The organism is Geobacillus sp. ZGt-1, from assembly GCF_001026865.1.
GTDB lineage: Bacteria > Bacillota > Bacilli > Bacillales > Anoxybacillaceae > Geobacillus > Geobacillus thermoleovorans.
In genome coordinates this window covers 261,631-277,223 of record NZ_LDPD01000023.1, presented here as the reverse complement: position 1 = coordinate 277,223, position 15,593 = coordinate 261,631, and the positions used below count along the sequence as shown (strand labels likewise).

Annotated in this window: 15 protein-coding genes and 3 pseudogenes; 16 read left to right on the top strand and 2 right to left on the bottom strand. The window is 55.9% G+C overall.

What is annotated here, in order from left to right:
- On the top strand, positions 1 to 250 hold a 250-nt coding region (locus tag VU18_RS10080), incomplete at its 5' end, for a SpoIVB peptidase S55 domain-containing protein (RefSeq protein ID WP_047758053.1).
- A 289-nt stretch (positions 251 to 539) separates the two neighbouring features.
- Positions 540 to 1,319 (top strand): sporulation transcription factor Spo0A, encoded by a 780-nt coding sequence (gene spo0A, locus VU18_RS10075; RefSeq protein ID WP_033009424.1) that lies wholly within the window; start codon positions 540 to 542, stop codon positions 1,317 to 1,319.
- Between the two features lie 151 nt (positions 1,320 to 1,470).
- Here the strand turns inward: spo0A and VU18_RS17445 are convergent, their stop codons facing one another.
- Positions 1,471 to 1,623, bottom strand: coding sequence for a YycC family protein (locus VU18_RS17445; protein ID WP_011231868.1), 153 nt, complete (start codon positions 1,621 to 1,623; stop codon positions 1,471 to 1,473).
- Between the two features lie 109 nt (positions 1,624 to 1,732).
- Here VU18_RS17445 and VU18_RS10070 point away from each other — a divergent pair, with 109 nt between their 5' ends.
- Positions 1,733 to 2,461 carry a glycerophosphodiester phosphodiesterase gene (locus VU18_RS10070; RefSeq protein ID WP_011231867.1) on the top strand — a complete coding sequence of 243 codons (729 nt, stop codon included), beginning with the start codon at positions 1,733 to 1,735 and terminating at the stop codon, positions 2,459 to 2,461.
- Between the two features lie 75 nt (positions 2,462 to 2,536).
- Here VU18_RS10070 and VU18_RS10065 read toward each other — a convergent pair whose 3' ends face one another.
- On the bottom strand, positions 2,537 to 2,785 hold the full coding sequence (locus VU18_RS10065) for a DUF2627 domain-containing protein (RefSeq protein ID WP_011231866.1): 249 nt from the start codon (positions 2,783 to 2,785) through the stop codon (positions 2,537 to 2,539).
- Between the two features lie 139 nt (positions 2,786 to 2,924).
- Here VU18_RS10065 and VU18_RS20065 point away from each other — a divergent pair.
- From VU18_RS20065 to VU18_RS20050, 13 genes and pseudogenes are all read left to right on the top strand, one after another.
- Positions 2,925 to 3,748: pseudogene (locus VU18_RS20065) on the top strand (PAS domain S-box protein); the annotation flags it as partial.
- A gap of 1 nt (position 3,749) precedes the next feature.
- The coding region (locus VU18_RS20060; RefSeq protein WP_236687356.1) for a sigma-54-dependent Fis family transcriptional regulator at positions 3,750 to 4,988 on the top strand (1,239 nt) is incomplete at its 5' end.
- Positions 4,989 to 5,128: 140 nt separating this feature from the next.
- Complete coding sequence (yqiS, locus tag VU18_RS10055) at positions 5,129 to 6,028, top strand: phosphate butyryltransferase (RefSeq protein WP_011231864.1); 900 nt, start codon at positions 5,129 to 5,131, stop codon at positions 6,026 to 6,028.
- Between the two features lie 24 nt (positions 6,029 to 6,052).
- Positions 6,053 to 7,156 carry a leucine dehydrogenase gene (locus VU18_RS10050; protein ID WP_011231863.1) on the top strand — a complete coding sequence of 368 codons (1,104 nt, stop codon included), beginning with the start codon at positions 6,053 to 6,055 and terminating at the stop codon, positions 7,154 to 7,156.
- A gap of 55 nt (positions 7,157 to 7,211) precedes the next feature.
- On the top strand, positions 7,212 to 8,324 hold the full coding sequence (gene buk / locus VU18_RS10045; protein WP_011231862.1) for a butyrate kinase: 1,113 nt from the start codon (positions 7,212 to 7,214) through the stop codon (positions 8,322 to 8,324).
- A gap of 30 nt (positions 8,325 to 8,354) precedes the next feature.
- Entirely contained in the window at positions 8,355 to 9,776 is a 1,422-nt protein-coding gene (lpdA, locus tag VU18_RS10040) for a dihydrolipoyl dehydrogenase (protein WP_011231861.1), read from the top strand.
- A gap of 69 nt (positions 9,777 to 9,845) precedes the next feature.
- Positions 9,846 to 10,841, top strand: coding sequence for a thiamine pyrophosphate-dependent dehydrogenase E1 component subunit alpha (locus tag VU18_RS10035; protein ID WP_011231860.1), 996 nt, complete (start codon positions 9,846 to 9,848; stop codon positions 10,839 to 10,841).
- A gap of 13 nt (positions 10,842 to 10,854) precedes the next feature.
- Positions 10,855 to 11,838, top strand: a complete 984-nt coding sequence (locus tag VU18_RS10030) for an alpha-ketoacid dehydrogenase subunit beta (RefSeq protein WP_011231859.1) — start codon at positions 10,855 to 10,857, stop codon at positions 11,836 to 11,838.
- Positions 11,839 to 12,015: 177 nt separating this feature from the next.
- Complete coding sequence (locus VU18_RS10025; RefSeq protein ID WP_011231858.1) at positions 12,016 to 13,359, top strand: dihydrolipoamide acetyltransferase family protein; 1,344 nt, start codon at positions 12,016 to 12,018, stop codon at positions 13,357 to 13,359.
- Between the two features lie 119 nt (positions 13,360 to 13,478).
- Positions 13,479 to 14,456 (top strand): YncE family protein, encoded by a 978-nt coding sequence (locus VU18_RS10020; RefSeq protein WP_047758052.1) that lies wholly within the window; start codon positions 13,479 to 13,481, stop codon positions 14,454 to 14,456.
- Positions 14,453 to 14,670: pseudogene (locus tag VU18_RS20055) on the top strand (response regulator); the annotation flags it as partial. The gene VU18_RS10020 and the pseudogene VU18_RS20055, both read left to right, overlap by 4 nt.
- A gap of 4 nt (positions 14,671 to 14,674) precedes the next feature.
- Positions 14,675 to 15,127 (top strand): response regulator transcription factor (locus tag VU18_RS10015; protein ID WP_236687355.1); only part of this gene is annotated, 453 nt, incomplete at its 5' end.
- 2 nt (positions 15,128 to 15,129) lie between these two features.
- Positions 15,130 to 15,593: pseudogene (locus VU18_RS20050) on the top strand (two-component sensor histidine kinase); the annotation flags it as partial.

Sequence of the window (15,593 nt, the reverse complement as noted above, 5' to 3'; positions counted from 1 at the left end):
CAACGTTCCACAAAAGTTTCCAGCCACAAAAGGACTCGTCATCCGCGTCACCGATCCGCGCCTGCTCAAGAAAACGGGCGGCATCGTTCAAGGCATGAGCGGCAGCCCGATCATTCAAGACGGCAAACTTGTCGGTGCGGTGACGCATGTGTTTGTCAACGATCCGACATCGGGATACGGCGTCCATATTGAGTGGATGCTGCAAGAAGCAGGAATCGATCTATATGGCCGTCAAAAAAAGGCGAGCTGACCGCGAGGCAGCTCGCTTTTTTGCAGCCCAAAAATTTTTCAAAAAAGACGGCAAATATTTTGCCGATTGGGCATAGATATTTGGTGAAACATCCGTTAAAATGGAACATGTAAAGATTTTTCGACAAATACATGGTTAAAAAAACGAATATTGTCTAAAGAGCTCATCTTTTGCTATAATTTTTATTTTGCGTTAATTTGTGAAAAAGAAAAGGATTTTTTGCTGCTGCTGTCGAATGTACGTTAACGGAAAGTTACATAGGAAGAAAATGTGGGGGAGGACGATCAAGTTGAGCATTAAAGTGTGCATTGCCGACGATAATCGCGAATTGGTGTCATTGCTTGATGAATATATTTCGAGCCAGCCGGACATGGAAGTGATCGGCACGGCGTACAACGGTCAGGACTGCCTGCAGATGCTTGAGGAAAAGCGGCCGGATATTTTGCTGTTGGACATCATTATGCCGCATTTGGACGGACTGGCTGTTTTGGAGAGAATCCGCGCCGGCTTCGAACATCAGCCCAATGTCATTATGCTGACGGCGTTCGGCCAGGAAGACGTGACGAAAAAGGCGGTTGAACTCGGGGCTTCATATTTCATTTTAAAGCCGTTTGACATGGAAAACTTAGTCCACCATATTCGGCAAGTTTACGGCAAAACGACGCCGGTTGTGAGGAAAGCAGCCCCGGCGCCCCAAGTGCGCGACAACAAGCCGAAAAACTTGGACGCGAGCATTACGAGCATCATCCATGAAATCGGCGTTCCAGCCCACATTAAAGGCTATTTGTATTTGCGCGAGGCCATCGCCATGGTCTATCACGACATCGAGCTGCTCGGCTCGATCACGAAAGTGCTGTACCCGGACATCGCCAAAAAATACAACACAACGGCAAGCCGGGTTGAACGGGCGATCCGCCATGCGATCGAAGTCGCTTGGAGCCGCGGCAACCTCGAATCGATTTCCTCGCTGTTCGGCTATACGGTGAGCGTCTCGAAGGCAAAGCCGACAAACTCGGAATTCATCGCCATGGTGGCCGATAAGCTCCGGCTTGAGCATAAAGCATCGTAACGGAAAACGAATGATAGCCAAAGCGGCAAGACGCTCCGCAATCGGGGGCGTCTTTTTTGCCGTTTGGCGGCTTGCTGGAACGAAAAAAGGGGGAACGTGGCTTGCGCCGGTGTGGTGCACAGAGGCGGCTTTACCGCCAAGGGCCAGACGGTTAAGATGGGTCGTTTTCTTTTTCTTTTTTCTCCAATTCCAGCAGCTTGTTCACCAAAATGTGCGGCGGCATATGCATGATCTGCTCGATCGGCACGCCGAGCGCTTTGGCCAGCTTTTGCGCTGTTTCCAGCGAAATTTTCAACGGCTGCATCATCTCCACCTCGTTTGTTCATAGTATTATTTTTAGTATAACGAACGACCGCCGGTTTCGGCCAGCTCGTTGGCTGAACGGCGAATAAATGCGAAAGGAAGAAGGCAGAATGACATTGATTTTTGCCCACCGCGGGGCGGCGGGGACGCACCCGGAAAATACGATGGCGGCGTTTATCGAGGCGGAAAAAGCGGGAGCGGACGGCATTGAATTGGATGTGCAGCTCACAAAAGACGGCGAAGTGGTCGTCATTCATGACGAAACGGTCGACCGGACGACGGACGGCAGCGGCTGGGTGAAAGACATCACGTACCGCGAACTGCGCCGATTGAACGCGGCGGCCATGTGGGACGGCAAACACGGCCATTGTCCGATTCCGCATCTTGAGGAAGTGCTTGCTTGGCTGTCATCAACACGGATGGCGGTCAACATCGAGCTGAAAAATAGCCTCATCGCCTACGAAACGCTTGAGCAAAAAACGATCTCCCTCGTGCGCCGCTATGGGCTTGAGAAGCGGACGATTTTGTCATCGTTCAATCATCATAGCATGCGCCTTTGCCGAACGCTTGCACCGGAAATCGAGACGGCGCTCTTGTACATTGAGCCGCTGTATGCCCCATGGACGTATGTGCGTGCCATGAACGCCGACGGGGTGCATCCGCACTATCGGACGGTGACGGCGGAATTTGCCGCCGAAGCGCGGCGGCGCGGGGTGGCGGTCCGCCCGTTTACGGTAAATAAGCGAAATGTGATGAAAACGATGTTTGCTTATGGCGTTGACGCCGTCTTCACCGACTACCCGCGCCAAGCGAAGCAATGGAAAGAGAAAACGCCTTAACGAGAGACGTTAAGGCATTTTTTGTTTGCCTTGAAATGGATGTTTTCCCAGTGTAATAGGCATCAACGTTCCGGGTCAAGGCGTTTTTCGTTTTCGTTGAAAACGCGCCTGCACTTTGTTGCGTTTCCGGTCGCGGTGCAGCAAAAAACCGCCGAGAAACGCCAGCCCAGCGGCAAACAGCGCGAGCCCGGCGAGAAATTGCAGCCATAAGGCAGAAAACAGCGGCCCGTTGATGCCAAACAACGCATCGCGCATCCATTTGATGCCAAGCGCCGCTCCAAGCCCGGGAATGACTAAAATCAACAGCGCAATCATTCGCCCCATCGCGATCGCGTTCCTTTCCGAAAAGAGTAGCCTTATCGACTATCATAGCGGTTATTGGGCGTTTGTCAAGGAAAGAGCAAATCAAGTATGATAAAAGTGTCTGCAAAAATTGGCATACTATAAAGTGTGGTGAATGGACATGAAAAAAGTGATGATCATTGGGGCTGACTCGCGCGGAATGTCGCTTTTGAAGCTGCTTCACGGGGCGTCGGGATTTGACGTTGTGGCGGTTGTTGACGTCGATGAACAAGCTCCGGGGGTGCAACTGGCGCAAAAATGGGGCATCGCTGCTGCGAGCGACTGGCGTCCATGGATGGCCGAGCCGCTTGATTTGATCATTGAAACGACGGGCAGGGCGGATGTCCTTGAGGAAATCCGTCGATTGGCGCCAGAGGGAGCCAATATTGTCCCAAGTGCAGTCGCGCAGATGATGGCCGAGCTCGTTGAAGAAAAAGAAGCGCTCATCGCCAAATTGAAAAGCGAAGCGGCTCGGCGCGCGCTCATCTTTCATTCGTCCCACGATGGCATGATTGTCGTTGATGAATATGGTTACATTACCGATATGAATCAAAGCGCGGCGGAGCTGCTTGAAGTCGATAAAGACAAAGTGATCGGCAAGCATATTTTGACCGTTCTGCCGTCAAGCGGCTTGCCGCGCGTGCTCGAAACGAGGCAGACGGAGTTTCATCAAGAAGTGGAGCTGGCCAATGGAAAAAAATTGATCACCACCCGCATCCCGATCATCGATGACAATGGCAAACTGTTTGGGGCGCTCGCGGTATTCAAGGACATCACCGAGCTTGTCGCTTTGGCGGAAGAAATCACCGACTTAAAAGAAGTCCGCATGATGCTCGAAGCGATCATCTATTCGTCGGAAGAGGCGATTTCCGTCGTCGATGAAAATGGGAACGGTATTTTGATCAACCCGGCGTATACACGGCTCACCGGTTTGACAGAGGAAGANGTCATCGGCAAACCGGCGACCGCCGACATCGCCGAAGGGGAAAGCATGCATATGCAAGTATTGAAAACGCGCCGCCCGGTGCGCGGAGCGCGCATGAAAGTCGGCCCGAAAAACCGGGATGTCATCGTCAATGTTGCGCCGATTATTGTTGATGGCGTATTGAAAGGGAGCGTCGGCGTCATTCATGATGTGTCAGAAATTCAGCGGCTGACGACTGAGCTCAATCGGGCGCGGCAAATCATCCGCACGCTCGAGGCGAAATATTCGTTTGCCGACATCGTCGGCGAGTCGGAAGAGATGAAGGTTGCCATCGAGCAGGCGAAGCTGGCGGCGAAAACACCGGCGACGATTTTGCTGCGGGGGGAATCAGGGACGGGCAAGGAGCTGTTCGCCCACGCCATTCACAACGCGAGCGACCGAAAGTATAACAAGTTTATCCGCGTCAACTGCGCGGCCATTCCGGAAACATTATTGGAAAGCGAACTGTTTGGCTATGAGGAAGGAGCGTTTTCCGGCGCGCGGCGCGGAGGCAAGCGAGGGCTGTTTGAAGAAGCAAACAACGGAAGCATTTTCCTTGACGAAATCGGCGAACTGTCGGCCAGCACGCAGGCGAAGCTGCTCCGCGTCTTGCAGGAGCGGGAGATCGTCCGCGTCGGCGGGACGAAGCCGATCCCGATCAACGTCCGCGTCATCGCCGCCACGAACGTCAACCTTGAAAAAGCGATTGCCGAAGGCGCCTTTCGCGAAGACTTATACTATCGGCTCAATCGGATGCCGATTTATATTCCGCCGCTGCGTGCCCGCAAGGAAGACATTCCAGCTCTTTGCCGGCGTTTGATCCAGAAACTGAACCAAGATTACGGGCGCAACGTCGAAGGTGTCACGGATGAAGCGATGGCGAAGCTTCTTGCCTATGATTGGCCGGGAAATGTCCGCGAGCTCGAAAATGTGCTCGGGCGGGCGATGATTTTCATGAAATTTCATGAAGTGATGATCGATGCGACGCATTTGCCGCCGCTCGCTTCGCCTTCGTCAGTGCCGGCTCATCGAGTGGAAACGGAAGAGGAGATTCGGCCGCTTGAGGAAATGGTGAGCCGATACGAAGCGAGCTTGATTGAGCAGGCGCTTCGCCGCCATCGCGGCAATAAAACAGCGGCGGCCCGGGCGCTTGGCATTTCGGTGCGCAATTTATATTACAAGCTGGAGAAATACGGGCTTGACAAAAATATCATGCAATAATTTGCGCGGAGTGAAGAATATTGCACATATCTGTTTGCGAAGGTAGTGTGTTTTAAAGCGCTTTCAGTCATTTTTGGTTGGCACAGTTTTTGCATAAAAAGACTGTGCCGCACGATTTGCAGAAAAGGTTGGTGCAGATGATGAAGCTTGAATCGTTAGTGCAAGAAGCAAGACAATGCCAGGACCGGACGGTGGCCGTGGCGGCGGCGGAAGATGAAGAAGTGATTGAAGCGGTGGCGATGGCGCTCGAACACCGTCTCGGACGCTTTGTGCTTTATGGCGATCGGGAGCGGCTCGGACGGCTGTTGAAGGAAAAAGGATGCGCCCGCTTTTCCGACGTCGATGTCGTTCATGCGAATTCGATCGGGCAAGCCGCAGAGCTTGCCGTGCGCGCCGTCCATTTGAACGAGGCGGATGCGTTGATGAAAGGGCATGTGCCGACGGCAACGCTGCTGAAAGCGGTCTTGAACAAGGAGTATGGGTTGCGCGCTGGGAAGGTGTTGTCCCATGTCGCTGTTTTTGAGGTGCCGGAGTTTGAACGATTTGTCATCGTCACCGACGCGGCGATGAACATCGCTCCGGATTTGGAGCAAAAGGTGCAAATTGTCAACAACGCCGTCAGCATCGCGCGCTCCATCGGCATCGAGCGCCCGAAAGTCGCGGCGCTGGCGGCGGTGGAGACGGTCAATCCGGCCATGCCGGCAACACTTGATGCAGCGGCGCTCGCAATGATGCAAAAGCGGGGGCAAATCGAACATTGCCTTGTTGACGGACCGCTTGCGTTGGACAACGCGGTGTCGCTGGCGGCGGCGAAGCATAAGCGGATTGAAAGCGAAGTGGCTGGACAGGCTGATATTTTGCTTGTGCCGGACATTGAATCCGGCAACATGCTGTATAAGTCGCTCGTCTATTTTGCGAACGCACGCGTCGGCGCAGTCATCGCTGGGGCGAAGGCGCCGATCGTGTTGACGTCGCGCGCCGACTCGGCGGAAAGCAAACTGTATTCGTTGGCGCTTGCTATTTGTTCGGCAGCAAAATGAAATAGATGAAGGAGGCCATCAGTGATGGAACTGTTTCAATATATGGAAAAATATGATTATGAGCAAGTGTTGTTTTGCCAAGACAAAGAATCCGGATTGAAGGCGATCATTGTCATTCATGACACGACGCTCGGCCCGGCGCTCGGCGGGACGCGCATGTGGATGTACAATTCGGAAGAAGAGGCGCTTGAAGACGCCCTGCGCCTCGCCCGCGGCATGACGTACAAAAACGCGGCCGCCGGCCTTAATTTAGGCGGGGGCAAGACGGTCATCATCGGCGATCCGCGCAAAGATAAAAACGAGGCGATGTTCCGCGCGTTCGGCCGGTTCATTCAAGGGCTGAACGGCCGCTACATCACGGCGGAAGACGTCGGCACGACCGTTGCCGATATGGACATCATCTATCAGGAAACGGACTATGTCACCGGGATTTCGCCGGAATTCGGCTCATCCGGCAACCCGTCGCCGGCCACGGCTTACGGCGTATATCGCGGGATGAAAGCGGCGGCGAAGGAAGCGTTTGGCAGCGATTCGCTTGAAGGAAAAGTTGTCGCCGTCCAAGGGGTTGGCAATGTCGCCTACCATTTATGCCGCCATTTGCACGAAGAAGGAGCGAAACTCATCGTTACCGACATCAACAAGGAAGCGGTGGCGCGCGCGGTCGAGGAATTTGGGGCGAAAGCGGTCGACCCGAACGACATTTACGGCGTGGAGTGCGACATTTTTGCTCCATGCGCGCTCGGCGGCATCATCAACGACCAAACGATTCCGCAGCTGAAAGCGAAAGTGATCGCCGGCTCGGCGAACAACCAGCTGAAAGAGCCGCGCCATGGCGACATGATCCATGAAATGGGCATCGTCTATGCACCAGATTATGTGATCAACGCCGGCGGCGTCATCAACGTCGCCGATGAGCTGTACGGCTACAACCGTGAACGGGCGATGAAAAAAATCGAGCAAATTTATGACAACATCGAAAAAGTGTTTGCCATCGCCAAGCGTGACAACATTCCAACGTATGTGGCCGCTGACCGGATGGCCGAAGAACGAATTGAAACGATGCGCAAAGCGCGCAGCCAATTTTTGCAAAACGGCCATCATATTTTAAGCCGCCGCCGCGCCCGCTAATAGTGGCGAGGGGCGGCCTTCCGCCCCGCCGGCGGATGATGGAGGGACAGCAACGATGGAAGAGCAGAAGTTTCGCATTTTAACGATCAATCCAGGCTCGACTTCAACGAAGATCGGCGTCTTTGAAAACGAACGGCCATTGCTCGAAAAAACGATCCGCCATGAGGCGGACGTGCTTCGGCAATATAAAACGATCGCGGACCAGTATGAGTTCCGCAAGCAAACGATTTTGCAAGCACTGGATGAAGAAGGAATCAATTTATCCAAGTTGAGCGCCGTCTGCGGCCGCGGAGGGCTTCTCCGTCCGATCGAAGGCGGAACGTATCGCGTCAATGAGGCGATGCTTGAAGATTTGCGGCGCGGATATTCCGGCCAGCACGCGTCCAACCTCGGCGGCATTTTGGCGCATGAGATCGCCTCGGCCTTAAACATCCCGGCGTTTATCGTCGATCCGGTCGTTGTCGACGAACTCGATCCAATTGCCCGGATCAGCGGATTTCCGCTCATTGAGCGGCGCAGCATTTTCCATGCTTTAAACCAAAAGGCGGTCGCGCGCCGCGTCGCCAAGCAGCTTGGGAAACGGTATGACGAACTGAACTTGATCGTCGCCCATATGGGCGGCGGCATCACGGTCGGCGCCCACAAGCAAGGAAGGGTCGTCGATGTCAACAACGGCCTTGACGGCGAAGGCCCGTTCAGCCCGGAGCGCGCCGGGACGGTGCCAGCGGGCGATTTGGTTGCTTTATGCTTCTCTGGTGAATATTACCGCGAAGAGATCATGAACATGCTCGTCGGCGGCGGCGGCCTTGTCGGTTATCTTGGCACGAATGATGCGGTGAAAGTCGAGAAAATGATCGAAGCCGGCGATGAAAAGGCCAAGCTCGTGTATGAGGCGATGGCGTACCAAGTGGCGAAAGAAATCGGTGCGGCAAGCGCCGTGCTTTCCGGCAAAGTCGACGCCATCATTTTGACCGGCGGACTGGCGTATGGCAAATCGTTTGTCGAACAGATCACTCGCCGCGTGCAATGGATCGCCGATGTCATCGTCCATCCGGGCGAAAACGAACTGCAGGCGCTCGCTGAAGGCGCGCTTCGCGTCCTGCGCGGCGAAGAAGAGGAAAAAGTGTATCCAGGCAAGGCCGTTTCGCCGGTTCCAGCCCGGCGCTGATGCGGCAACGGACAGAAAGGAGAAGGCAAGATGGCAAAAGAATACGATGTCGTCATTCTCGGCGGAGGAACGGGTGGCTATGTGGCCGCCATTCGCGCCTCGCAGCTCGGGTTGAAAACGGCCGTTGTGGAAAAAGGGAAGCTCGGCGGCACGTGCCTGCACGCTGGCTGCATTCCGTCCAAAGCGCTGCTTCGCAGTGCCGAAGTGTACGCACAAACGAAAAACGGCGAGGCGTTTGGCGTCATCGCCGACGGCGTGCGCCTTGATTTTGCCAAAGTGCAGGCGCGCAAAGCGGCGATTGTTGAGCAGCTCCACAAAGGCGTGCAGCATTTGATGAAAAAAGGGAAAATCGATGTGTACGCCGGAACCGGCCGCCTGCTCGGCCCGTCGATCTTTTCCCCGCTGCCGGGGACGGTGTCGGTCGAAATGAACGACGGCAGCGAAAACGAAATGCTCGTCCCGAAATTCGTCGTCATCGCCACCGGTTCGCGCCCGCGCACGCTGCCGGGGCTCGAGCCGGACGGCGAATTCGTGATGACGTCCGATGAGGCGTTGCAAATGGAGACGCTCCCCTCGTCCATCTTGATCGTCGGCGGCGGTGTGATCGGCATGGAATGGGCGTCCATGCTTAATGATTTCGGCGTTGACGTGACGGTGCTCGAATATGCCGATCGCATTTTGCCGACAGAAGATGAAGACGTGTCAAAAGAAATGGAAAAACTGCTCCGCCGCCGCGGTGTCAACATCGTCGCGGGAGCGAAAGTGCTGCCGGAAACGCTCGAGAAAGGAAACGGCGTCACGATCCAAGCGGAGCATCAAGGCGAGCGGAAAACGTTTACGGCCGACAAGATGCTTGTTTCCGTCGGGCGGCAGGCGAACATTGAGGGGATCGGCTTGGAAAACACCGAGATTGTCGTGGAGAAGGGGTATATTCAAACGAACGAGTTCGGCCAAACGAAAGAATCGCACATTTACGCGATCGGCGATGTCATCGGCGGCCTGCAGCTTGCCCATGTCGCCGCCCATGAAGGGATTGTCGCCATTGAGCATTTGGCCGGGCACAACCCAGCGCCGATTGACTATACGATGGTGCCCCGCTGCATTTACACCCGTCCGGAAGCGGCGGCGGTCGGCTTAACCGAACAAGAGGCGAAAGCGAAAGGCTATGATGTCAAGGTCGGCAAATTTCCGTTTAAAGCCATTGGCAAGGCGCTTGTGTTCGGTGAGGCGGAAGGGTTTGTGAAACTCATCGCCGACCGGAACACGGACGATCTGCTTGGCGTCCATATGGTCGGGCCGCACGTGACCGATTTGATTTCCGAAGCCGGTCTCGCCCGCGTGCTTGATGCGGCTCCGTGGGAAGTGGCGCATGCGATCCATCCGCATCCGACGCTGTCAGAGGCCATGGCGGAAGCGGCGCTGGCGGTCGATGGCAAAGCTATTCATTTTTAACCGATTTCGCCGTATGCGCGCGGCGCGTGATCATTGGTTGACTATGTGAATCTAAGGGAGGTTGTTGCGATGGCGCAAAACCGTCATCAGGCGCTTGGATTAAGCGATGACACGGTGTTGGAAATGTATGAAACGATGCTCTTGGCCCGCAAGCTCGATGAACGGATGTGGCTGTTAAACCGCGCGGGGAAAATTCCGTTCGTCATCTCATGCCAAGGGCAGGAGGCGGCGCAAGTCGGCGCGGCATTCGCCCTCGACCGGACGAAAGACTATGTCTTGCCGTATTACCGCGATGTGGGCGTTGTCCTGACGTTTGGCATGACGCCGAGAGAATTGATGTTGGCGGCGTTTGCCAAGGCGGAAGACCCGAACTCCGGCGGCCGGCAAATGCCAGGGCATTTCGGGAAAAAGAAAAACCGGATCGTCACCGGTTCATCGCCCGTGACGACGCAAGTGCCGCATGCGGTTGGCTTTGCGCTGGCGGCGAAAATGGAAAAGAAAGATTTTGTCGCCTTCGTCACGTTCGGCGAAGGGTCGTCGAACCAAGGCGACTTCCATGAAGGGGCGAACTTCGCCGGCGTTCATAAACTCCCAGTCATCTTTATGTGCGAAAACAACAAGTACGCCATTTCCGTGCCCATTTCGAAACAACTCGCGTGCGAAAAGGTGTCCGACCGCGCCATCGGCTATGGCATGCCGGGCTATACGGTCGACGGCACCGATCCGCTTGAAGTGTACCGAGTCGTGAAAGAAGCGGCCGACCGCGCCCGCCGCGGCGAAGGGCCGACGCTCATCGAGGCCGTGACATACCGGCTGACGTCGCACTCGTCGGACGATGACCACCGCGTCTATCGGACGGAAGAAGAGCTCGCCGAAGCGCGCGCCAAAGACCCGATCGTGTCGTTTGCCAACTATTTGAAAGAAACCGGCGTTTTGACCGACCAGCTTGACGAGGACATTCAAGCGCGCGTCATGAAAGAAGTGAACGAAGCGACCGACTACGCGGAGAAGGCTCCGTACGCCGAGCCGGAGCATGCGCTTCGCTACGTGTATGCCGAGGAGTAAGGGGGAATCGACGATGCCTGTTATTTCCTATATTGATGCGGTTACGATGGCGATTCGTGAAGAGATGGAGCGCGACCCGCGCGTGTTTGTGTTAGGAGAAGACGTCGGCCGGAAAGGCGGAGTGTTCAAAGCGACGCAAGGATTGTACGAGCAGTTCGGCGAAGAGCGCGTCATCGACACGCCGCTTTCCGAGTCGGCGATCGTCGGCGTCGGCATCGGCGCGGCGATGTACGGCCTGCGCCCGATTGCCGAAATTCAGTTTGCCGATTTTATCATGCCGGCGGTCAACCAAATCATTTCTGAAGCGGCGCGCATCCGCTATCGCTCGAACAACGACTGGAACTGCCCGATCGTCATCCGCGCCCCATACGGCGGCGGCGTTCACGGCGCTTTGTACCATTCGCAGTCAGTCGAAGCGATTTTCGCCAACCAGCCTGGGTTAAAAATCGTCATGCCGTCGACGCCGTACGATGTGAAAGGGCTGCTGAAAGCGGCGATTCGCGACGAAGACCCGGTGCTCTTTTTCGAGCATAAACGCGCCTACCGCCTCATTAAAGGGGAAGTGCCGGAGGACGACTACGTGCTTCCGATCGGCAAGGCGGACGTCAAGCGTGAAGGCGATGACATCACGGTCATCACGTACGGGCTGTGCGTCCATTTTGCCTTGCAGGCGGCCGAGCGCGTCGCCCAAGACGGCATTTCTGTCCATCTGCTCGATTTGCGCACCGTCTATCCGCTCGACAAAGAAGCGATCATCGAGGCGGCGAGCAAAACAGGAAAAGTGCTGCTCATTACGGAAGACAATAAAGAAGGCAGCGTCATGAGCGAAGTCGCCGCCATTATCGCGGAGCATTGTTTGTTTGATCTCGACGCGCCGATTATGCGCCTCGCCGGCCCGGACGTTCCGGCCATGCCGTATGCGCCGACGATGGAAAAATTCTTTATGATCAATCCAGAAAAAGTCGAAAAAGCAATGCGCGAATTAGCGGCGTTTTAACAGATGAACAAAAGGCGTCTCCAGCTTGGAGGCGTCAGGAAAACATGGGATGTTCGGTTAGGGAATCATTCCATCCTAATGAAGGGATTCCCCACAAACGCCGGCCTCGAAGCCAACCCTAGACGGCGTGGGGACGTCACGGCAAAGATATTGCAACAGAGATAGGAGGGTATCGATGTGGCCATCGAACAATTGACGATGCCTCAGCTCGGGGAAAGCGTCACGGAAGGCACGATCAGCAAATGGCTCGTTTCCCCGGGCGACAAAGTGAACAAATACGACCCGATCGCTGAAGTCATTACCGATAAAGTGAGCGCGGAAATTCCGTCGTCGTTTGCCGGCGTCATCCGCGAGCTGATCGCCAAAGAAGGGGAGACGCTCCCAGTCGGCGCGCCGATTTGCACGATCGAAGTCGAAGGCGCTGCACCGGCTTCGGAAGCGAAGCCGGCGGATGAAGCGCCGAAAGCAGAAGACAACGCCAAGCCAGCCGCTCCGAAAAAGGCCGGCCGGGCAAACAACGGCCGCTATTCGCCGGCCGTGCTCCGCTTGGCTCAGGAACACGGCATTGACCTCGAACAAGTCGAAGGCACCGGCCTTGGCGGGCGGGTGACGCGCAAAGATTTGCTGAAGCTCATTGAGTCTGGACAAATTCCGAAAGCGGGAGCGGCACCGGCGGCGGAACAAGCCGCGCCAAAAGCGGAACCGAGAACGGAACAACCGGCCACAGCCGCCGCAACCGTTCAACCGTCTGCCGCGGCCGCGCCAACCGCGCCGCAGGCAGCGCCGATCAAACCAGCGGCCCCGAACGTCGAAGCCGGAGCGGGCGACATCGAAATTCCGGTCACCCCGGTGCGCAAGGCGATTGCGGCGAACATGCTCCGCAGCAAACACGAAGCGCCGCACGCTTGGACGATGGTCGAAGTCGACGTCACCGATCTTGTCGCCTACCGCGATGCCATCAAAGACGAGTTCAGGCGGCGTGAAGGCTTCAATTTGACGTATTTCGCCTTCTTCGTCAAGGCGGTCGCCCAAGCGCTGAAAGAATTCCCGCAGTTGAACTCAGTGTGGGCGGGCGATAAGATCATTCAGCGCAAGGACATCAACATATCCATCGCTGTCGCGACGGATGACGCCTTGTTCGTGCCCGTCATCAAGCACGCCGATGAAAAAACGATCAAAGGCATCGCCCGCGAAATCGCTGAACTGGCGGCAAAAACGCGCGCCGGCAAACTGCGCCCGGAAGACATGCAGGGCGGCACGTTCACCGTCAACAACACCGGCGCGTTCGGCTCGGTGCAGTCGATGGGCATTATCAACTACCCGCAAGCGGCCATTTTGCAAGTGGAAACGATCGTCAAACGTCCGGTCGTCAAAAACGGCATGATCGCCATCCGCGACATGGTCAACTTATGCTTGTCGCTCGACCACCGCGTCTTGGACGGCCTCATTTGCGGCCGCTTCCTCGCCCGCGTCAAAGCGATTTTGGAAAACATGAACAAAGACAACACGCCGATTTATTAACGATTCCCCCATCGCCATCGGTTGGCGGTGGGGGTTTTTGCGTGGCGCGATTTCAAACTTCTTTCACAAATGTGATGTATAATGAGGACAGAAACGAACGTGCGAAGGAGAAAAACGAGATGAAACGAGCGAGCGTATGGATGTTGTTGTGTTGCTTCTTTCTGCTAAGCGGCTGCGCCAATCCGTCGTTTCCCCCGGTGGCCGATTCGCTTTCTGTCGTCATCAGCCTCGATGTCAAAGCGGAAACGGTCACCTTTTTGAACGCGGAAAATGGCGGCAAGATCGCCCGTTGGAACATCAACGAACCGTTTCAAGGCGGGGCGTTGAGCTCGGACGGCCGGACGCTTCTTTTGTACGGGCGGGATCTTGACGGCGTCTATCGGTACGATCTCGCGACCGGGAAGCTGCTTGGCGAATGGAAAATAGGAAGCGGCATTGTGAGCGCTGCTCCATCTCCGGATGGCCGCACGTGGTTTTTTGGCGACAGCACCCATCACGCGGTGCGCGTTGTGAGCCGGGACGGGAAAGAGATCGCCCGCCTTTCGGTCGGACGCTCCCCGATGACGCTGCTTGTCAATCGCCAGGGAACGGAGCTGTATGCCATCGACTTTCAAGACGGCCGCGCCTTTGTCATTGATGCAAGCCGCCTCCGTGTCATTCGCTCATTTTCTGTGCCGAAGATGGCGTTAGGCGGATTGATGCGCGAGCGGCAAGGGGAGCTGTGGGTCGGCGGACACGGAAGCGGAAACAAGGTGGAGAAGAATGTTCACGTCTATTCGCTTCAAGACGGCCGCTTGTTGCGGACGATTGCCGCCCCGATCATGCCGGTTGATTTTGTCGAAACAGGCCGCGGCGTGTTTGTGCTAAGCCACGGTTCGAACACGATCTATCAGTTTTCAAAAGAAGGAAAAAAACTCGCTTCGGCGTCTGTCGGCGCCAATCCGTTTGCCATGGAAGCGGCAGGAAGCCGTTTGTATATTGCGAGTTATGACAGCGATGAAATCATCGTGGTCGATGAGGCGACGCTGCGTCCGCTTGCCCGTTGGAAGACGGGAGACGGCCCGCTGCAGCTATTCATTCGGGAGGGACGAACATGAGCGAACGAACCGTTTTAATCGTCGATGATGAAGAAGAAATGCGCCTGCTCGTTGGCATGTATTTGGAAAACGCCGGCTTTCGTTGCCTCGAAGCAGGGGACGGGGAAGAAGCGCTGGTGCTGCTTTCGCAACATCCGGTTGATGCCGTGCTGTTGGACGTCATGATGCCAAAACAGGACGGATTCGCCGTCTGCGCCCGCATCCGCGAGCAGTCNNNNGTGCCGATTTTGTTTTTGACCGCGCTTGGCGAAGAATGGGATAAAGTGAAAGGATTGAAGCTTGGCGGCGACGATTACATCGTCAAACCGTTCAGCCCAGGAGAGCTCATCGCCCGCCTTGAGGCGGTGTTGCGCCGGGTGCAGCGCGTCCGCGAGAATGACGGCCGGCTGCAATTTGGCGACCTTGCCATCGACGAAAAAGGACGAACCGTGACCGTTGGCGGCGAGGCGGTGAAGCTGACGTTGAAGGAGTTTGAGCTGCTGCTGTTTTTGGCAAAACACCGCGGCCAGGTGTTCAGCCGCGACGATTTGCTCGTCAAAGTGTGGGGATATGATTATACAGGAAACGCCCGCACGGTCGATACGCATGTGAAAACGCTGCGCATGAAGCTGAAAGACGCCGCCCGCCACATCCAAACCGTATGGGGCATCGGCTACAAGTTTGAGGGATGAACATGAAACGGCTTCGGTTAGGACAAAAACTATGGCTGGCGATCGGCGCCGCGGTCGTGGCGACGCTGGCGTTTTCCTTTGGCCTTCTGAATTATTTTTACCGGACGGTGTACATGAAAGAAGTTGAGCGAACGTTGATCGCGGAAGGGACGAGCCTCGCCCGCGACTATCGCGGCGGGGCGGTGACGGAGGCATATCGCCGTCAAATCGAATGGTATGACGAAAAATCAACGGCCACGATCTTGTTGATCGACAACCCGCGCGAACTGAGCGCCTGCTTTCCGTTTCCGGTCCACTATGACGCGTTAGTCAGCGGCCGCGACCGGGAAACATTGTTAGCCGGGAAGCCTGTTGTCAAAACGGGATACGAAAAGCGGTTCGGACGCCGCGTGATGGCGGTCGTCGTTCCGCTTTTGGACGGCAAGCGGCTTGAAGGAGCGATTTACTTGTATTTGCCGTTAGCCGA